Origin of the sequence: Mycobacterium sp. UM_WGJ (assembly GCF_000455125.1) — a bacterium.
GTDB lineage: Bacteria > Actinomycetota > Actinomycetes > Mycobacteriales > Mycobacteriaceae > Mycobacterium.
In genome coordinates this window covers 150698-165128 of record NZ_AUWR01000055.1, presented here as the reverse complement: position 1 = coordinate 165128, position 14431 = coordinate 150698, and the positions used below count along the sequence as shown (strand labels likewise).

Below are 14431 nucleotides of genomic sequence, written 5' to 3'. Positions count from 1 at the left end.
CGGCTCCGCCGGGCTTGCAACCGGCCACTAGGCTGTCCGGGTGACTCTGCCCGTGGTATTGATCGCTGACAAACTCGCCCAATCCACCGTCGCCGCCCTCGGCGACCAGGTCGAGGTTCGCTGGGTGGACGGCCCGGACCGGGAAAAGCTGCTGGCCGCGGTCCCGGAGGCGGATGCGCTGCTGGTGCGCTCGGCCACCACCGTCGACGCCGAGGTCCTCGCGGCCGGCACCAAACTCAAGATCGTGGCGCGCGCCGGGGTCGGCCTGGACAACGTCGACGTCGAGGCTGCCACCGCCCGAGGCGTGCTGGTGGTCAACGCCCCGACCTCGAACATCCACAGCGCCGCCGAGCATGCGATCGCGCTGATGCTCGCCGCCGCCCGCGAGATCCCGGCCGCCGACGCCTCGCTGCACGCCAAGCAGTGGAAGCGGTCGTCGTTCTCTGGCACCGAGATCTATGACCACACCGTCGGCGTGGTCGGCCTGGGGCGCATCGGACAGCTGGTAGCCCAGCGGCTGGCCGCGTTCGGCGCCCACATCGTCGCCTACGACCCGTACGTGTCGGCGGCCCGCGCCGCCCAGCTCGGCATCGAGCTGCTGCCCCTCGACGAACTGCTGGGCCGCGCCGACTTCATCTCCGTGCACCTGCCGAAGACGCCCGAGACCGCGGGTCTGATCGGCAAGGAAAACCTGGCCAAGACCAAGCCGGGGGTGATCATCGTCAACGCGGCCCGCGGCGGGCTGATCGATGAGGCGGCACTGGCCGAGGCGATCACCAGCGGACATGTCCGGGCCGCCGGGTTGGACGTCTTCGCCACCGAACCGTGCACCGACTCGCCGCTGTTCGACCTGCCGCAGGTGGTGGTGACCCCGCACCTGGGCGCCTCGACCGCCGAGGCCCAGGACCGGGCAGGCACCGACGTCGCCAAGAGCGTGAAGCTGGCGCTGGCCGGTGAATTCGTTCCCGACGCGGTCAACGTCGGTGGTGGCGCGGTCAGCGAGGAAGTCGCGCTCTGGCTGGACCTGGTGCGCAAGCTCGGCCTGCTGGCGGGGGCGCTCTCCGACGGGCTGCCGGTGTCGCTGTCGGTGCAGGTGCGCGGTGAGCTGGCCTCCGAAGACGTAGGGGTGCTGCGCTTGTCGGCGTTGCGGGGTCTGTTCTCGGCGGTGATCGAAGACCCGGTGACCTTCGTCAATGCGCCGGCACTGGCCGCCGAACGCGGTGTCGACGCCGAGATCGGCACCGCCACCGAAAGCCCCAACCACCGAAGCGTCGTCGAGCTCAAGGCGGTCACCGCCGAGGGTGGGTCCGTCACCGTTGCCGGCACGCTGTCCGGCACCCAGCAGGTGGAGAAGATCGTCGAGATCAACGGCCGGCACTTCGACCTGCGGGCCCAGGGCGTCAATCTGATCATCAACTACTCCGACCAGCCTGGCGCGCTCGGCAAGATCGGCACTCTGCTGGGCTCGGCGGGCATCAACATCCACGCCGCGCAACTGTCCGAGGACGCCGAAGGTCCGGCGGCGACGGTCCTGCTGCGGGTCGACCGCCAGGTGCCCGCCGACGTGCAATCGGCGATCACTGCTGCGGTCGGCGCTAACAAGATTGAAGAGGTAGACCTGTCATGAGCCTCAAGCTCGCTGTCATTCCCGGCGACGGGATCGGCCCGGAGGTCATCGCCGAGGCTGTCAAGGTGCTCGACGCGGTGCTCCCGGGCACCGAGAAGACCGAATACGACCTGGGGGCCAAGCGCTATCACGCCACCGGCGAGGTCCTGCCGGACTCGGTGCTGGAGGAGATCCGCGGCCACGACGTGATCCTGCTCGGCGCGATCGGTGACCCCTCAGTGCCGTCGGGTGTGCTGGAGCGCGGTCTGCTGCTGCACGCCCGTTTCGCCCTGGACCACCACGTCAACCTGCGTCCCAGCCGGCTGTACCCGGGAGTGTCCAGCCCGCTGGCCGATCCGCCGGAGATCGACTTCCTGGTGGTGCGCGAAGGCACCGAGGGTCCCTACACCGGCAACGGCGGGGCGCTGCGGGTCGGCACCCCCCACGAGGTCGCCACCGAAGTCAGCGTCAACACCGCGTTCGGGGTGGCCCGGGTGGTCCGATTCGCCTTCGAGAAGGCTCGCGCCCGGCGTAAGCACTTGACCCTGGTGCATAAGAACAACGTGCTGGCCTACGCCGGATCGTTGTGGACCCGGACGGTGGCCGAGATCGCCAAGGACTACCCCGACGTCGAGACCGCCTACACCCACGTCGACGCCGCCACGATCTACATGGTCACTGACCCCGGCCGGTTCGACGTGATCGTCAGCGACAACCTGTTCGGCGACATCATCACTGACCTCGCGGGTGCCGTCTGCGGGGGAATCGGGTTGGCGGCCAGCGGCAACATCGATGCCACCGGTGCCAACCCGTCGATGTTCGAGCCGGTGCACGGCAGCGCACCCGACATCGCCGGCCAGGGCATCGCGGACCCGACCGCGGCGGTGACGTCGGTGGCCATGCTGCTCAACCACATCGGTGAGCATGAGGCGGCGGCCCGGGTCGATGCTGCCGTCGAGCAGCACCTTGCTACCCGCGGTGGGCAGAAGCTGTCCACCGTCGCCACCGGCGACCGGATCCTGAGCCTGCTCTGACGCTTCTCTGGCGGTGCGGTCCAATTGGCTTGGGCCGCAGTAGCGCCGATAGCGCGCTGGCCTAGCCCAAACTGACCGGCAACCTCGCCACGAGGTCAGCAGCGGTGGTGCCGAAGACAGCAGTGTCGCAGACTATGGTGCGACTCACTCGGTGTCCGCGGCGTTGCCGTAGTCGGCAAGCACCTGTGCGGCGATGCGGAACGCCGTATTGGCTTCGGGTACACCGCAATAGATGGCGGTCTGCAACAGCACCTCTTTGATCTCGTCGTTGCTCAGGCCGTTGCGGCGCGCCGCGCGCAGATGCATGGCCAGCTCTTCATGATGGCCCCGAGAGACCAGGGCGGTCAGGGTGACGATCGAACGGCTGCGCCGGTCGAGGCCTTCGCGGGTCCAGATGTTGCCCCACGCATAGCGAGTGATCAGGTCCTGAAAGTCGGCGGTGAACTCGGTAGTGCCTGCGATCGCGCGGTCGACGTGTTCGTCGCCCAGGACCTGTCGGCGCACCGCCATACCTGCGGTGTAGACCGGATCCCGCACCATCAGATGGGCGAGAATGAGGTTGACCGTCGCCTCGGGCGCCTCGACGGGTGCCAGGTGGCCGACATCGTCGAGCACCACCAGGCGTCCGTGTTGGACACCGGAAGCGATGCGCCCCAGCGACTCCGGGGGAGTAGCGCCGTCATGGGAGCCGGCGATGGCCAGCACCGGTGCAGCGATCTGACCGAGTCGTCCGGTGACATCGAAGTCGGCCAGTGCCTCGCATGCTTGGGCATAGGATTCGTCGTCGGTGCCGCGCAGTGCATCCGCCAGTGCCGCGACCAGCCCGGGCGCTCGATCGATGAAACCGGGTGCGAACCAGCGCTGCAGGGAAGCCTCGACGACCGCGCCGGTGCCCGAGGTGCGCACGGTGGCGGCACGGGTCGCCCACTCCGCTGCCCGACCGATGGCGGCGCCGGTGCATTGCAGCGTGGCGCTCGACAGCCGCTCGGGGGCATCGAGCAGCAGCTGCAGACCGACCGCACCGCCGATCGAATTGCCGGCGTAATGGAACGCCGCGCGCGGCGAGATCTCGTCCACCAAGGCCAGTACACCTGCCGCCAGGTCTGGCATCCGGAAGGCAGCTGCCGGGCTGCGTCCGTGGCCGGGAAGGTCCCACGCGATGACGCGCAGCCGCTGGGCGAGCTGTTCAGCGGCTAAGCCCCACAGGGCGGTTGCCGATGTCCCGAGCGATGGCCCGAGCAGAATCAGGTCTGCGTTCGGCGGTCCGCCGAAATCAGTACCGACCAGCCGTGGCACGCTCATGGTGTCTCCATCCAGGGGTGTGCGCGCTGCAGCACAGCATCGATGAGATGGCTTGCGGCCCCGGTGTAGTCGCCCCGGGTGGTCTTCCCGATCAGTTCGTTCATCGCCCGCTGCTCGCCGAGCAGGTCGCCGGCAGCAGCAAGGTTGGCCGCGGCGCGATCGGTGTCGATGACCAGCCCCGCCAGCAGATCTGTTGTCTGCGCGGCAGCTACGACGGCATAGCGGGACAAGGTCCGCAGGGCCGCCCATTCGGCGTGCCAGCCACCGTCGGAACGCTCATCGATGCTGCCTGCCGAAGCGGCGTGCAGGCTGGCGGCCAGCGGCGGTGCCGCCAAGCCGGCGCGGCGGATCAGCACGGACAACACCGGATTGTTCTTGTGCGGCATCGTCGACGAACCGCCGCCACGGCCCTCGGACAATTCACCGATCTCGGGCCTGCTGCCCATCGCAACATCATTGGCGATGTGGGCCCACGCGTCGCAACATGTCACCAACGCGTCGCCCGCGCGGGTGATGACGGAGCGAGTCGTGTGCCACGGCGGGCTGTCAGCAAGGCCGAGGGCCGCGGCCAGCCGTCTGGACAGGCGCATCGCATCGGTGGGTGAACCCGCTAACTCGGCGGCAGCGGCCATGGTGCCCGCGGCGCCGCCTGCCTGTACCGGCAGCTGCGGCAGTGCGGCGACACAGTCGGCGCCATCCAAAAGTCCGCTCAGCCAGTGGGCGAACTTCATGCCGACGGTGGTCGGCAATGCGGGCTGCGTCAAGGTGCGGGCAAGCATGGGACTGTCGCGGTATGTCGCCGACAGTGCGGCCACGGTGCGTACTTGCTGCCCGAGCTCGTTGTGAACCCGATCCAATGCGTCGCGCAGGCAGAGCATCAATGCGGTGTCGATGACGTCCTGACTGGTCAGGCCGCGGTGCAGCCAGCGTGCAGGTTCGCCATCGGTGCGTTCGCGAAGCAGATCGAGCAGACCGGGAACCGGGTTGCCGGTCGCCTCGGCGGCCACGGCGATCGCGTCCGCGTCCGCTGCCGAGATCGCCGCAGTCAGGTCGGCCCGCGCCGCCTCAGGCGCGATACCAGCATCGACAAGCGCAGCGAGCCAGGCGTTTTCGACCCGCAGCATCGCAGCCAGGTATGCCGCGTCGCTGAAGATCGGCCCGGCCCGGTGATCGCCGGGCCACAACACGTCGGTCATGGTTGCCCCCGATAGCGCAGGAATACCGTCTCGTCGGCGCCCTGCAACCTGATATCGAACCGTAAGCCCTGCTCGTCGGGCACCGCGATGAGCGTATGTCGACGATCAGCCGCCACGGAATTCAGCAAGCGATCTGCGTGGAGATGGTCGCCGGGCAGATAGGCACGGGTGAACAATCGGTTCAGCAGGCCCCGCGCAAACACGGCGACGGCAATGAACGGTGACGACGGGGGGAGCGCCCCAGGTCGCACCGTCGTGAAGCTGAAGTGGCCGCTGGTATCTGTCGAGGTTCGTCCCCATCCGCCGAAGTGGTGGCCGTCGCGGCGAAGCGAACTGGCCCGCGCCACGGCGCCGCCCGCATCGGCCTGCCAGATCTCCACCAGTGCATCGGGAACGGGCGCCCCGGCGCCGTCGGTGACAGTGCCGTGCAGTTCGATGGCACCGGCCGAGCCGGGAGGCACGAGTTCGTTGCCGCGTTCGAACGGCAACGCATAGCCGAAGAACGGGCCGATGGTCTGTCCGGGCGTGGCCATCAGCTCAGTCATTGTGACCCTCGAACGGCGTTGCGGCTGTGCCGGTGAGCACGATGTCCCACCGGTAGCCGGTGGCCCATTCGTGGCTGGTGATGTCGTGGTCGTAGACGGCGACCAGTCGATCACGGGCCTTGGGGTCGGTGATCGACTGATAGATCGGGTCCAGCGGGCACAGCGGGTCGCCCGGAAAGTACATCTGCGTGATCATCCGCTGCGTGAAATCGGTTCCGAACAAGGAGAAATGGATATGCGCGGGACGCCAGGCGTTGTGGTGGTTGCGCCAGGGGTACGGGCCGGGCTTGATCGTGGTGAACCGGTAGAACCCATCGTCATCGGTCAGACAACGCCCCGTTCCGGTGAAATTGGGGTCCAACGGTGCGGGATGTTGATCACCCTGATGGATGTAGCGGCCGCTGGCGTTGGCCTGCCAGATCTCGACGAGTTGGCGGCGTACCGGCCTGCCGTCGCCGTCGACGATCCGCCCGGTCACCACGGTGCGTTCACCGATCGGTGTGCCGGCGTGTTGGATCGTCAGATCGGCGTCGAGCAGGGCGACGTCGTCTCGGCCGAAACAGGGCCCCACCAGCTCCACGGCCTCTGGATCGACCAGGTGTAGGGCCCGTTTGGGATGGCGAAGAACGCTGCTGCGGTAGGGTGGGTAGTCCAGCCTCGGCTGGCTCTCCTCAACGCCGCCGCGCGAGTACGTGGCCTGGATTGTCGCGATCTCCGCGCTGATCTGCTCCTGGCCTGTCACGGGCGCTCCAACCGGGCCAGTTCATGGCGCCAGGCGGCATCTGCGGTGAACGCGGGGCCGAGGTCGGGCAGGTCTGCCCAATCTGCCTCGTCGATCGGCCTTGGCGTGCCGCCCGCGCAGCGGATCCGCAGTGACATCGAAGCCAGCTGGTCCACGCTGATCGCCTGCAGGACAGCCTGGCGAACCGTGGCAGCGGCGCTGGTGATTCCATGGCCGCGACAGATCACCACCGGCTTGCCGGCCATGGCTGCGACCATCTCCCTACCGAGTTCTGCGGTGCGGATCAACACGGCCCGCGGGTACACCGGGACGCCGCGGCGCGCGAGCCACGCGCCAGGGATGTCGAAGGCCCCGTAGATGGGTTCGATCGTGATGCCCGCCAGGTCGGCGGCCACGACGGCCGGTGGGTGCAGGTGGGCCACTGCCCGGTGTTCGGGATGGGCCAGCAGGGTCTCGACGTGGATCGGCAGCTCGTTGGGCACCCGGTATCCGTCCAGTTCGCCTGGCATGCCCGGTGTTCCGTCAAAGCGGATGAGCCGAATGTCGCCGGGACGGGTGAATGCCACGCCGTCGTCGGAGTCGCTGCGGCACCGCACGAGTAGGTGTTGTTCGTCGACCCTGGCACTGATGTGTCCGAGAATGCCGTCCACCAGACCTCGGGCGGCAGCGACTCGGCAGGCCTGCGCCACCTCCAGCCTCAGTGGCGCCAGATCGTCGGCGGTCACGCGGTACCTCCGGTGGTCATCCCGAATCCACCGTCGGGATGTGTGGTTCCGGCCGTGATACCGCGGGACCGGTCTGATGCCAAGAAGACATAGCTCCAGGCGTGGTCCTGCGGAGTGAGTGCGACGTTGAGCGGGGTGCGGGCCGCGAGATCGCGTGCCCGGTCGGGGGTGTCGTCCAGGCGGATATGGTCGAGCGAGAGGTTCTGCAAACCGCGTAAGTCGGTGTTCAACGTTCCGCCCGGCGCAACGCCGTTGACCCGGATGTGCGGGGCGAGCTCGTAGGCGAGCGTGCTGACCAGGCCGCGCACGGCGAACTTCGACGCGACGTAAAGTACGCCGCCGCGACCGGGATAGAACGATGACGCGGACTCGGTGAGAACGATCGATGACCGCTCTTGGGCCTGAAGTGCTGGGAGAGCGGCTTTCACCGACTGCAGCTGACTCAGGACGTTGGTCTTGAACATCTCGTCGAACGCCGGCTCCAGCTCGTCGGTCGAGATATCGGTGATTCCCTTGTAGAAGTCGAAGATCCCCACGCAGTTGACCAGCGTGTCGAGGCCGCCGAACGCCGCAACGGCGGTAGTGACAGCACGCTCGTTGGCCTCGGCAGTCGTGGCATCTCCCTGTGTCACCGGGACTCTCGGCAACTGACTTGCCAAGGCAGCGCACTTCGACTGATCGCGTTCCAACACCGCGACCTGGGCTCCCTCGTCGAGATAGGCGTCGACGACTGCTCGACCGATTCCTGAGCCGGCGCCGACGACGAGGGCCCGCTTACCGTCCAGCCATCGCGTCACGGCAGGTCACTGTCGTCGGAGAGGAGCGGTTGGTGCATGTTGCCCACCATCGCCGCCAGAGTGTAGGCGTTCTGCCAGGTCAATGCCTCCAATTCCAGCGCGTCGAGACTGATCCATTGCCCCGACTTCGGCGATGTGATCAACAGCCGCGACCCGTTGCGGGTATCGACCCGGTGCAGCGTCACTTCGGTGAACTCGTTGGCGATGGTTATGGCGTCACCGACCGTATTGGCCATGAGGTCATCGAGTGCGCTCACAGGAAGACCGCCAGATTCTGCATACGCAGCACCGACTCATCGACATAGATGGTGCGCCGCGCCAACTTCCACTGGTCATCTGTGCGCCGCAGCAGGTCTTCCCGGCCGCAGGAGACGAACGCCGCCTCGTTCACATCGCCGCGGCTGCGGAACAGCAGCTCGGCTGACTCGACGATCAGGTGCTGGTCGTCCTCGCAGGCGAAGGTGCGAACGTTGGTGATGTGATGGCGCAGCCGTGACGGCGGATCTTCGGTCCAGGCGTGCTCGGTCGCAAAGCGCGCGACGCGCCGGTTCAACGAGTATTTGTTCTCATCGAAATGAGCCATGCCCGGCGAAGTGTCGAATCCAGCTCCCGAGGCGGTCGTCACCCGGACGGGCATGAAGTAATGGATGTCCTCGGTGAGGGTGTCAAGCCATTCGGTGTACTGCTGTGCGTCGAGTAGATAGGCCTCGTCGACCAAGAACTGGTGCGCCTGCAGGTGTCGGGTGTCGTTGAACGGCAAGGGCTTACCGGTACGGAGCTGCTTGGGTGCATGCTCACCAAGAACTGCAAGCTCCCACGGGCCGCGGGCATCTTTTGGCCGGGCGAACCCGGGCCGCTGGCTTTTCTCGGCGGACGTCATACCCGGGCCTCCTCGCAGCCGGCATCGCACGCCGACGTGCCGTTGGTCTGCACGAGGGGGGTGATTCCTTCGCGCTGTGTGCCCATCGCTGCGGTGTCGGTCGCCACCGGGCTCATTTGGAGGTGATCGGCCCACATCCGAAGGATCTCGCGCTGGTTGTTCTCGTTGTAGCCGACTTGAGCGGTGCCTGGGCCATGGAACAGCTCAGGTGGCAAGGCGTTGACCACGGGGGTGTCGTCGGCGAGCAGGCCCATCCGGCCGTTGAGCAACAGTTGACGGGCCATGGAACCGGCAGCGGTGTTGGTCAGCGACACCCAGTTCTCCACGTCATCCTGTTCGAACATGCCCGTGGAGCCAAAGCACATCAGGTAGGCCTTGTAGGAGTCTTTCTTGAACTGCTCGGGGGCGGCCGCATCGACCGCAAACCACGAGTACACCTCGGTTTCGTTCTCACTGATCGGCTGCCAGGTGCGGATCGAGATGAACGGCAACACATCTTCGCTGTCCTGGATCTTCGGCCAGTTGTGAACCAGGCTCATGTTAGGAAAACAGGATGCCGCCGAGATCATGAAGCCGTCGTCGGCGACCATGCGCTGGTGGTCGGCCGACCACACGTCCTTGATGCGCCCCACCATTTCGTCGGGATAGCCGACGTAGCGCATCCGTTCCTCGAAGTCGCCGGGCGGCAGCTTGTAGGTGGTACCTCCGCCGCAGGTCGCCCAGTACGTCGCGCCGTCTTTGCGCTTCTGCGCCTTCGGTTCCCGAAATAGCCCGATATCGACGACAGAGGCGTGGGTGTGCGGGGTGTGATACATGTCGCCGGCGAAATTCTCGACGCCGATCTTCCAGTTCGCCTTGATGCGCCACCGTTGCGGGCCGCGCACCTCGAGGCCGCTGCGGCTCTGCCTGGTGTAGAAGTCGAGATAGAACTTGAAGTCGCCGAGAAAGTCCTCGAGCGGGGGAGCCTGCGGGTCAAGGCTGATGAAGATCAGGCCGTTGTAACTGGCGAGACTCGGTGCGGGCAACAGAGTCTGGCCGCGCTTGGAAAAGCCGGCCTCGCCGCCATAGGCCTCTTGGTGGAAGGGCAAGCCGGTGATGCGCCCGTCGTTGCGATACGACCAGCCGTGGTAGGGACATCGGAAATTGGAGGCATTGCCCATCTCGGCGCGGCAGATCTGCATCCCGCGATGCAGGCACATGTTGAACATGGCCCGCACGTCGCCCTTGGAGTCGCGCGCAATGATGAAGGAGTCGTTGAGCAGGCGTCGCACGACGTAGTCGCCGTCTTGGGGGATCTCCGACTCATGCGCGACGAACATCCAGGCGCGACGGAAGAGCCGCTCCTTCTCGAGTTCGAAGATCTCAGCGTCGTTGTAGATGTGCGCCGGGATCATGCCCCGCCTGACCTCATCGAGGACATGCCGGTGATCACTCATCGATGCGTCTCCAGTCTTGAGAACCCAAGATATCTGTTATGCAGAGAAAGTCCCGGGGCTGTGGCGAAAACTTTGCCAGGATTCCCGCTTAAAGGTCAACAACGCTGGGTAGTGTCTCTGCTATGCAGAAAGACGAGCCTGGTTGGTCGCCGGGCGACGCGGCCCCGGACGGGGGTGTGCCGCAGTACCCGATCGGATCGGTGGACCGGGCGCTGAAGCTGCTGCTGCTGCTGGGGGAGCAGCCGCAGATCCGCTTGACCGACGCGGCGAACCACTTGGGCGTCGCATCCTCCACTGCCCACCGGCTGTTGGCGATGCTGCAGTACCGGGGCTTTGTGCGCCAGGATCCGGCGTCCAAGGCGTATCACCCCGGGCCCGCGCTGATGAGCGTGGCGTTCTCGGTGTTCAACCGCATCGACATCGAGGGTGCGGCAAAGCCGGTACTACTGCGCCTCAGTGAATGTCTCAACGAGTCGGTGCACCTTGGCGTGCTTGAGGGCTCCAACGTCCGCTTCATCGCGGCTGCCGAGGGGCAGGCTGCGGTGCGGGTTGCCTCACGGCTGGGACGCACCATGCCGGCGCATTGCACCTCGACCGGCAAGGCGCTACTGGCGCGCCTGTCTGACGCCGACATCGCCCGGCTGTATCCCACCGAAGAGCTGCAGCGTGTGACGACACATTCGGTAGGCACCAGGACGGAGCTGCACCGCGAGCTCGGTCGGATACGACAACAGGGCTACGCGGTGAACCGGGAGGGCAGTGAGGACGGCGTCGCCTCGGTTGCGGTGCCGATTCCCGCGCGTGCGCCGGGTGTGCTGCTGGCGCTCAATGCCGCAGCGCCCGTTCACCGTCTGAGTATTTCGCAGTACCAAGGGGTGGCCGCTGTGCTGGTCGAGGCGGCCAAAGAGATAGGCGCACAGATCGGCTAGGTGCTACGGCGAGGCCAAGAGCAGCTGCGCCCGCCGCGCCAACAGCCGACGTACCGCATCGTCCATGTGCTCATCGATCAGTCGGATCGCCAGATCTTCGTCTCCGGCACCGATCGCCTTGCGCAGCACGACATGTTCGGTCACCTGTTCGCGTAGGTCGGGGTAGGCCTCTTCGAGTTCTCCGAGCAGGATTCGAGTTTCCGACAGCAGGGTCCGCATCGCGCGGTGCAGGCGAGGGCTGCCGGCACACTCGACCAGCACCTCATGGAACGCCTGGTCGGCGTCGGCCGCAGCGGTGCCGTCGCCGTGGGCGGCGGCCACCCGCAGGGCCTCCACCGGACCACGCAACCGCGCCGCCGCTCCGCGGGGGTCACCGTGGAGCACTTCGATCACGGCGGCGCGTTCGATCGCCTTGCGGGCCTGATACACGTCGCGGACGTCGTCATCGGTGAGTTCGACGACGAAGATGCCTCGGTTGCGTTCGCTGCGCAGCAACCCTTCGGCCACCAGCCGCTGCATCGCCTCCCGTACCGGTCCACGCGACACCGCAAACTGCGCGGCCAGACTCGCTTCACCGAGCTGCTGACCCGGCAACAGCCGGCCGCGGGTGATCGCCTCCCGCAGTCGTTCGGCGATCAACTCTGCCGTCGAAGCTCGGCTCAGTGGCTCGAACGCGGCATCGTGTGAGATTGTCATCGCCCATCCTCGAACAATGCGCCCAGCCCGGCGGTCCGCCGGGTTATCCCGGCGATGCGCAAACCTTCCCACACCGTCACCGCGTTAGCGGTCAGTACCGGCTTGCCCAGCAGTTGCTCGATTTCGTCGACCTGGTCGACGGTGTGCATGGCGGTGTCGGGAATCAACAGTGCGTCCGCCCGGGGACAATCATTGCGCAGCGCCAAGTCCCGGACCTGATTCGGCGTCAGCCGGCCCACCTCTGCGGCGGTGGGGATGCCGGCGTCGCCCATGGCTTCGACGGTGACGCCATGGGCGGCAACAAAGTTCACGAACAACTCGGCGATGTCGCGCGGATAGCTGGCCGCCACCGCGACGTGACGGCAACCGAGCGCGGCCAACGCGTGCACGAACGCGAACGAGGTGCTCGAGGCGGGCACGCCCGCTTCCGACGCCAGCTGCTCGACCTGCTCGGCCGCGCCCGTGGGGCCGAACACGAAGCTGCCCGATGTACACGCCCAGACCACCGCGGCGGGCCGCTGCGGCGCCAGCAATGCCGCCCCGCGGGCGAGTTTGTCAGGGCTGCCGAGATCCATCAGCTCTGGCACGGCGTGCAGGTCGGTGCCGTAGATGTGCGCCACGGGCAGGTGCATGTCCAGCAACCGAGCTGCGCGCGGGTAGTCGGACTCGGCGGCGTGGTCGGGATAGATGAACCCGACGGTGGGTGGTGCGGCGGTCACTGCGGGGCTCCGGTGAAGACGTCGCGGAGCCACTGGCCGGGGCCCATCATCGGCAGGTCCATCCGGCCCAAGCACGCCCACATCGTGAGTTGATTGGCGGTGAGGATCGGCTTGCCCAGCATCTGCTCCAGCGGCGCGACGATGTCGTAGGTCCGCAGGTTGGTGCAGCTGACGAAGATGGCCTGCGAGTCCGGGCGATCGGCGGCCAGGATCCGTTCGGCCACGGTGCGGTAGTTGACTTTCCAGATCCCCCCGCCCAGCCCCAGATGATCCGAGTGCAGCACGGACACCCCGAGCTGATTCAAGAACACCCGCAACAAGTCGGTCAGCTCTTCGTCGTAGGGGGTCAGCACGCTGATCCGCGAGATGTCCAGTGCGATAACGGCTTCGGCCAGTGCTCCCGATGTGGTGACCGCCGCCTTGGCGCCGGCCGCCTCGATCGCAGAGACCAGCGTCTTCTCATACTCGACGCCGTGGATGAAGCTGCCTGACGAGCACAGATAGGCAACCACCTCTGGTTCGACGTGCAGCACGTCTCGGGTCGCCGCCTGTAGGTGGTTGGTGTCAGACACCAGCTCGGCCATGGCCCGGCTGACCGGGACCGGTTCGTAGTGAGTACGGGCCAGGTGCAGCGTCACCTCGGCGGGGATCCAGCGCCACAGTTCGCGTTCGATGGCCAGGTCGAACGGCGCGATGATGCCGACACCGCGCTGATCAACCGGCCCGTCGAACTCCGGCAGTTCCGGAAACTGGGACAGATCCATGGGTTTCCCCATACCGACGTTCCACCCCCAGGCCAGCCCTGGATTGTTGACAATCATACGATCTGTTTCTACGGTGTCAATGTGGACGCGCGGCCGGTGGTGACCGTCCAGCACGGTGAGTCGGTTCCCGCCCAACTCGATTCGATCAGTGCAGACGCGGAGTTGCGCATGGTTCCGTCATCGCGGCTGGCCGACGGAATTGTCGGCGCCGACGTGCTCTTCTTGTATGACTTCTCCTCTCCCGCACTGGAATCGGTGTGGCCTTCCGCCGAGGCGCTGCGCTGGGTCCAGGTCGCCGCGATCGGCGTGGACGCCGTGCTCTTCGAAGAGCTGGTCGACAGCGATGTCGTGGTCACCAATTCGCGCGGCATATTCGAGGAACCCATTGCCGAGTACGTGCTGGGCCAGATCCTGGCCTTCGCCAAGGACTTCCGGCGCTCCGGGGAGGCTCAGCGTGTCCACCGGTGGGAGCACTTCGACAGCGAGCCGATCGCCGGCGCATCTGTGACCATCATCGGGCCGGGCCCGGTAGGGCGGGCCGTCGCCCGGTTGCTGCGAGCCGTTGGCATGTCGGTGCGCGGCGTGGGCCGCAGCGCCCGCGAGGATCCCGACTTCGGCTCGATCACCACCGATGTGCTCGCCGCAGTCGCCGACGCCGACTATGTGGTGCTCGCCGCCCCATTGACGGCGCAGACCCGGGGCATGGTCGAGGCCGGGGTGCTTGACGCGATGCGGCCGACGGCGCGCCTGATCAACGTGGGGCGCGGCGAGCTGGTGGACACCGGCGCGCTGGTGGCGGCGCTGCAGAACGGCGTCATTGCCGGGGCGGCCCTCGATGTCGTCGAACCGGAGCCGCTTCCTGCCGATCATCCGCTGTGGAGTGCGCCCAACGTCAGCCTGACGCCACACAACAGCGGTGACATCCGGGGTTGGCGGAGTCTCTTGCAGCAGCAGTTCATCGCCAACTTCAAGCGATATCTCGCTGGGCAGCCACTGCACAACGTCGTCGACAAGCAGATGACCCGGTACGCATCCAGCGGAACCGGGTGAGGGGGCGGAC

At 66.7% G+C, this 14431-nt stretch carries 16 protein-coding genes; 4 read left to right on the top strand and 12 right to left on the bottom strand.

The window, feature by feature from the left end; genetic code table 11:
* Positions 1-40 precede the first annotated feature (40 nt).
* Complete coding sequence (serA, locus tag N416_RS0117020; RefSeq protein ID WP_024443310.1) at positions 41-1627, top strand: phosphoglycerate dehydrogenase; 1587 nt, start codon at positions 41-43, stop codon at positions 1625-1627.
* Positions 1624-2640, top strand: coding sequence for a 3-isopropylmalate dehydrogenase (locus tag N416_RS0117015; RefSeq protein ID WP_024443309.1), 1017 nt, complete (start codon positions 1624-1626; stop codon positions 2638-2640). Before serA ends, N416_RS0117015 begins: the two co-directional genes overlap by 4 nt.
* A gap of 144 nt (positions 2641-2784) precedes the next feature.
* On the opposite strand, the gene pcaC is transcribed toward N416_RS0117015, so the two are convergent.
* Genes pcaC through N416_RS0116970 form a run of 9 tightly spaced genes read right to left on the bottom strand, consistent with a single transcriptional unit; the run spans position 2785 to position 10263 of the window.
* Positions 2785-3942 carry a 4-carboxymuconolactone decarboxylase gene (gene pcaC / locus N416_RS0117010; RefSeq protein WP_024443308.1) on the bottom strand — a complete coding sequence of 386 codons (1158 nt, stop codon included), beginning with the start codon at positions 3940-3942 and terminating at the stop codon, positions 2785-2787.
* On the bottom strand, positions 3939-5138 hold the full coding sequence (gene pcaB / locus N416_RS0117005) for a 3-carboxy-cis,cis-muconate cycloisomerase (protein WP_024443307.1): 1200 nt from the start codon (positions 5136-5138) through the stop codon (positions 3939-3941). Before pcaB ends, pcaC begins: the two co-directional genes overlap by 4 nt.
* Entirely contained in the window at positions 5135-5683 is a 549-nt protein-coding gene (gene pcaG, locus N416_RS0117000) for a protocatechuate 3,4-dioxygenase subunit alpha (RefSeq protein WP_024443306.1), read from the bottom strand. Before pcaG ends, pcaB begins: the two co-directional genes overlap by 4 nt.
* Positions 5676-6425, bottom strand: a complete 750-nt coding sequence (pcaH, locus tag N416_RS0116995; protein WP_024443305.1) for a protocatechuate 3,4-dioxygenase subunit beta — start codon at positions 6423-6425, stop codon at positions 5676-5678. Before pcaH ends, pcaG begins: the two co-directional genes overlap by 8 nt.
* The gene (locus N416_RS0116990) at positions 6422-7150 is read right to left on the bottom strand and encodes a class II aldolase/adducin family protein (RefSeq protein WP_024443304.1); all 729 of its coding nucleotides are present in this window, start codon (positions 7148-7150) and stop codon (positions 6422-6424) included. The genes pcaH and N416_RS0116990 overlap by 4 nt, the downstream gene beginning before the upstream one ends.
* A complete protein-coding gene (gene hcaB, locus N416_RS0116985; RefSeq protein ID WP_024443303.1) occupies positions 7147-7947 on the bottom strand; it encodes a 3-(cis-5,6-dihydroxycyclohexa-1,3-dien-1-yl)propanoate dehydrogenase in 801 nt (266 codons plus the stop codon). The genes N416_RS0116990 and hcaB overlap by 4 nt, the downstream gene beginning before the upstream one ends.
* Positions 7944-8183: a hypothetical protein gene (locus tag N416_RS0116980; RefSeq protein ID WP_036458330.1), complete on the bottom strand. Its 240-nt coding sequence runs from the start codon at positions 8181-8183 to the stop codon at positions 7944-7946. The genes hcaB and N416_RS0116980 overlap by 4 nt, the downstream gene beginning before the upstream one ends.
* A 17-nt stretch (positions 8184-8200) precedes the next feature.
* The gene (locus N416_RS0116975; RefSeq protein WP_024443301.1) at positions 8201-8827 is read right to left on the bottom strand and encodes a 3-phenylpropionate/cinnamic acid dioxygenase subunit beta; all 627 of its coding nucleotides are present in this window, start codon (positions 8825-8827) and stop codon (positions 8201-8203) included.
* A complete protein-coding gene (locus N416_RS0116970; RefSeq protein ID WP_024443300.1) occupies positions 8824-10263 on the bottom strand; it encodes an aromatic ring-hydroxylating dioxygenase subunit alpha in 1440 nt (479 codons plus the stop codon). The genes N416_RS0116975 and N416_RS0116970 overlap by 4 nt, the downstream gene beginning before the upstream one ends.
* A gap of 122 nt (positions 10264-10385) precedes the next feature.
* Between N416_RS0116970 and N416_RS0116965 the strand changes: the two genes are divergently transcribed.
* On the top strand, positions 10386-11192 hold the full coding sequence (locus tag N416_RS0116965; protein WP_024443299.1) for an IclR family transcriptional regulator: 807 nt from the start codon (positions 10386-10388) through the stop codon (positions 11190-11192).
* 3 nt (positions 11193-11195) lie between these two features.
* Here N416_RS0116965 and N416_RS0116960 read toward each other — a convergent pair whose 3' ends face one another.
* The 3 genes from N416_RS0116960 to N416_RS0116950 are packed head-to-tail and all read right to left on the bottom strand — an operon-like array spanning position 11196 to position 13371.
* On the bottom strand, positions 11196-11888 hold the full coding sequence (locus N416_RS0116960; protein WP_024443298.1) for a GntR family transcriptional regulator: 693 nt from the start codon (positions 11886-11888) through the stop codon (positions 11196-11198).
* Positions 11885-12607 (bottom strand): maleate cis-trans isomerase, encoded by a 723-nt coding sequence (locus tag N416_RS0116955; protein ID WP_024443297.1) that lies wholly within the window; start codon positions 12605-12607, stop codon positions 11885-11887. Before N416_RS0116955 ends, N416_RS0116960 begins: the two co-directional genes overlap by 4 nt.
* Positions 12604-13371 (bottom strand): Asp/Glu/hydantoin racemase, encoded by a 768-nt coding sequence (locus N416_RS0116950; protein ID WP_024443296.1) that lies wholly within the window; start codon positions 13369-13371, stop codon positions 12604-12606. The genes N416_RS0116955 and N416_RS0116950 overlap by 4 nt, the downstream gene beginning before the upstream one ends.
* Positions 13372-13452: 81 nt before the next feature.
* On the opposite strand from N416_RS0116950, the gene N416_RS0116945 reads away from it, so the two are divergent.
* Positions 13453-14421 carry a D-2-hydroxyacid dehydrogenase gene (locus N416_RS0116945; RefSeq protein WP_036458296.1) on the top strand — a complete coding sequence of 323 codons (969 nt, stop codon included), beginning with the start codon at positions 13453-13455 and terminating at the stop codon, positions 14419-14421.
* The last annotated feature ends 10 nt before the right edge of the window (positions 14422-14431 follow it).

Excerpts from the sequence above, each read along its gene's own strand:
- N416_RS0117015 (WP_024443309.1), top strand. The coding sequence starts at position 1,624 with ATGAGCCTCAAGCTCGCTGTCATTCCCGGCGACGGGATCGGCCCGGAG.
- pcaC (WP_024443308.1), bottom strand. The coding sequence starts at position 3,942 with ATGAGCGTGCCACGGCTGGTCGGTACTGATTTCGGCGGACCGCCGAAC.
- pcaB (WP_024443307.1), bottom strand. The coding sequence starts at position 5,138 with ATGACCGACGTGTTGTGGCCCGGCGATCACCGGGCCGGGCCGATCTTC.
- pcaG (WP_024443306.1), bottom strand. The coding sequence starts at position 5,683 with ATGACTGAGCTGATGGCCACGCCCGGACAGACCATCGGCCCGTTCTTC.
- N416_RS0116980 (WP_036458330.1), bottom strand. The coding sequence starts at position 8,183 with ATGGCCAATACGGTCGGTGACGCCATAACCATCGCCAACGAGTTCACC.
- N416_RS0116975 (WP_024443301.1), bottom strand. The coding sequence starts at position 8,827 with ATGACGTCCGCCGAGAAAAGCCAGCGGCCCGGGTTCGCCCGGCCAAAA.
- N416_RS0116970 (WP_024443300.1), bottom strand. The coding sequence starts at position 10,263 with ATGAGTGATCACCGGCATGTCCTCGATGAGGTCAGGCGGGGCATGATC.
- N416_RS0116965 (WP_024443299.1), top strand. The coding sequence starts at position 10,386 with ATGCAGAAAGACGAGCCTGGTTGGTCGCCGGGCGACGCGGCCCCGGAC.
- N416_RS0116960 (WP_024443298.1), bottom strand. The coding sequence starts at position 11,888 with ATGACAATCTCACACGATGCCGCGTTCGAGCCACTGAGCCGAGCTTCG.
- N416_RS0116950 (WP_024443296.1), bottom strand. The coding sequence starts at position 13,371 with ATGGATCTGTCCCAGTTTCCGGAACTGCCGGAGTTCGACGGGCCGGTT.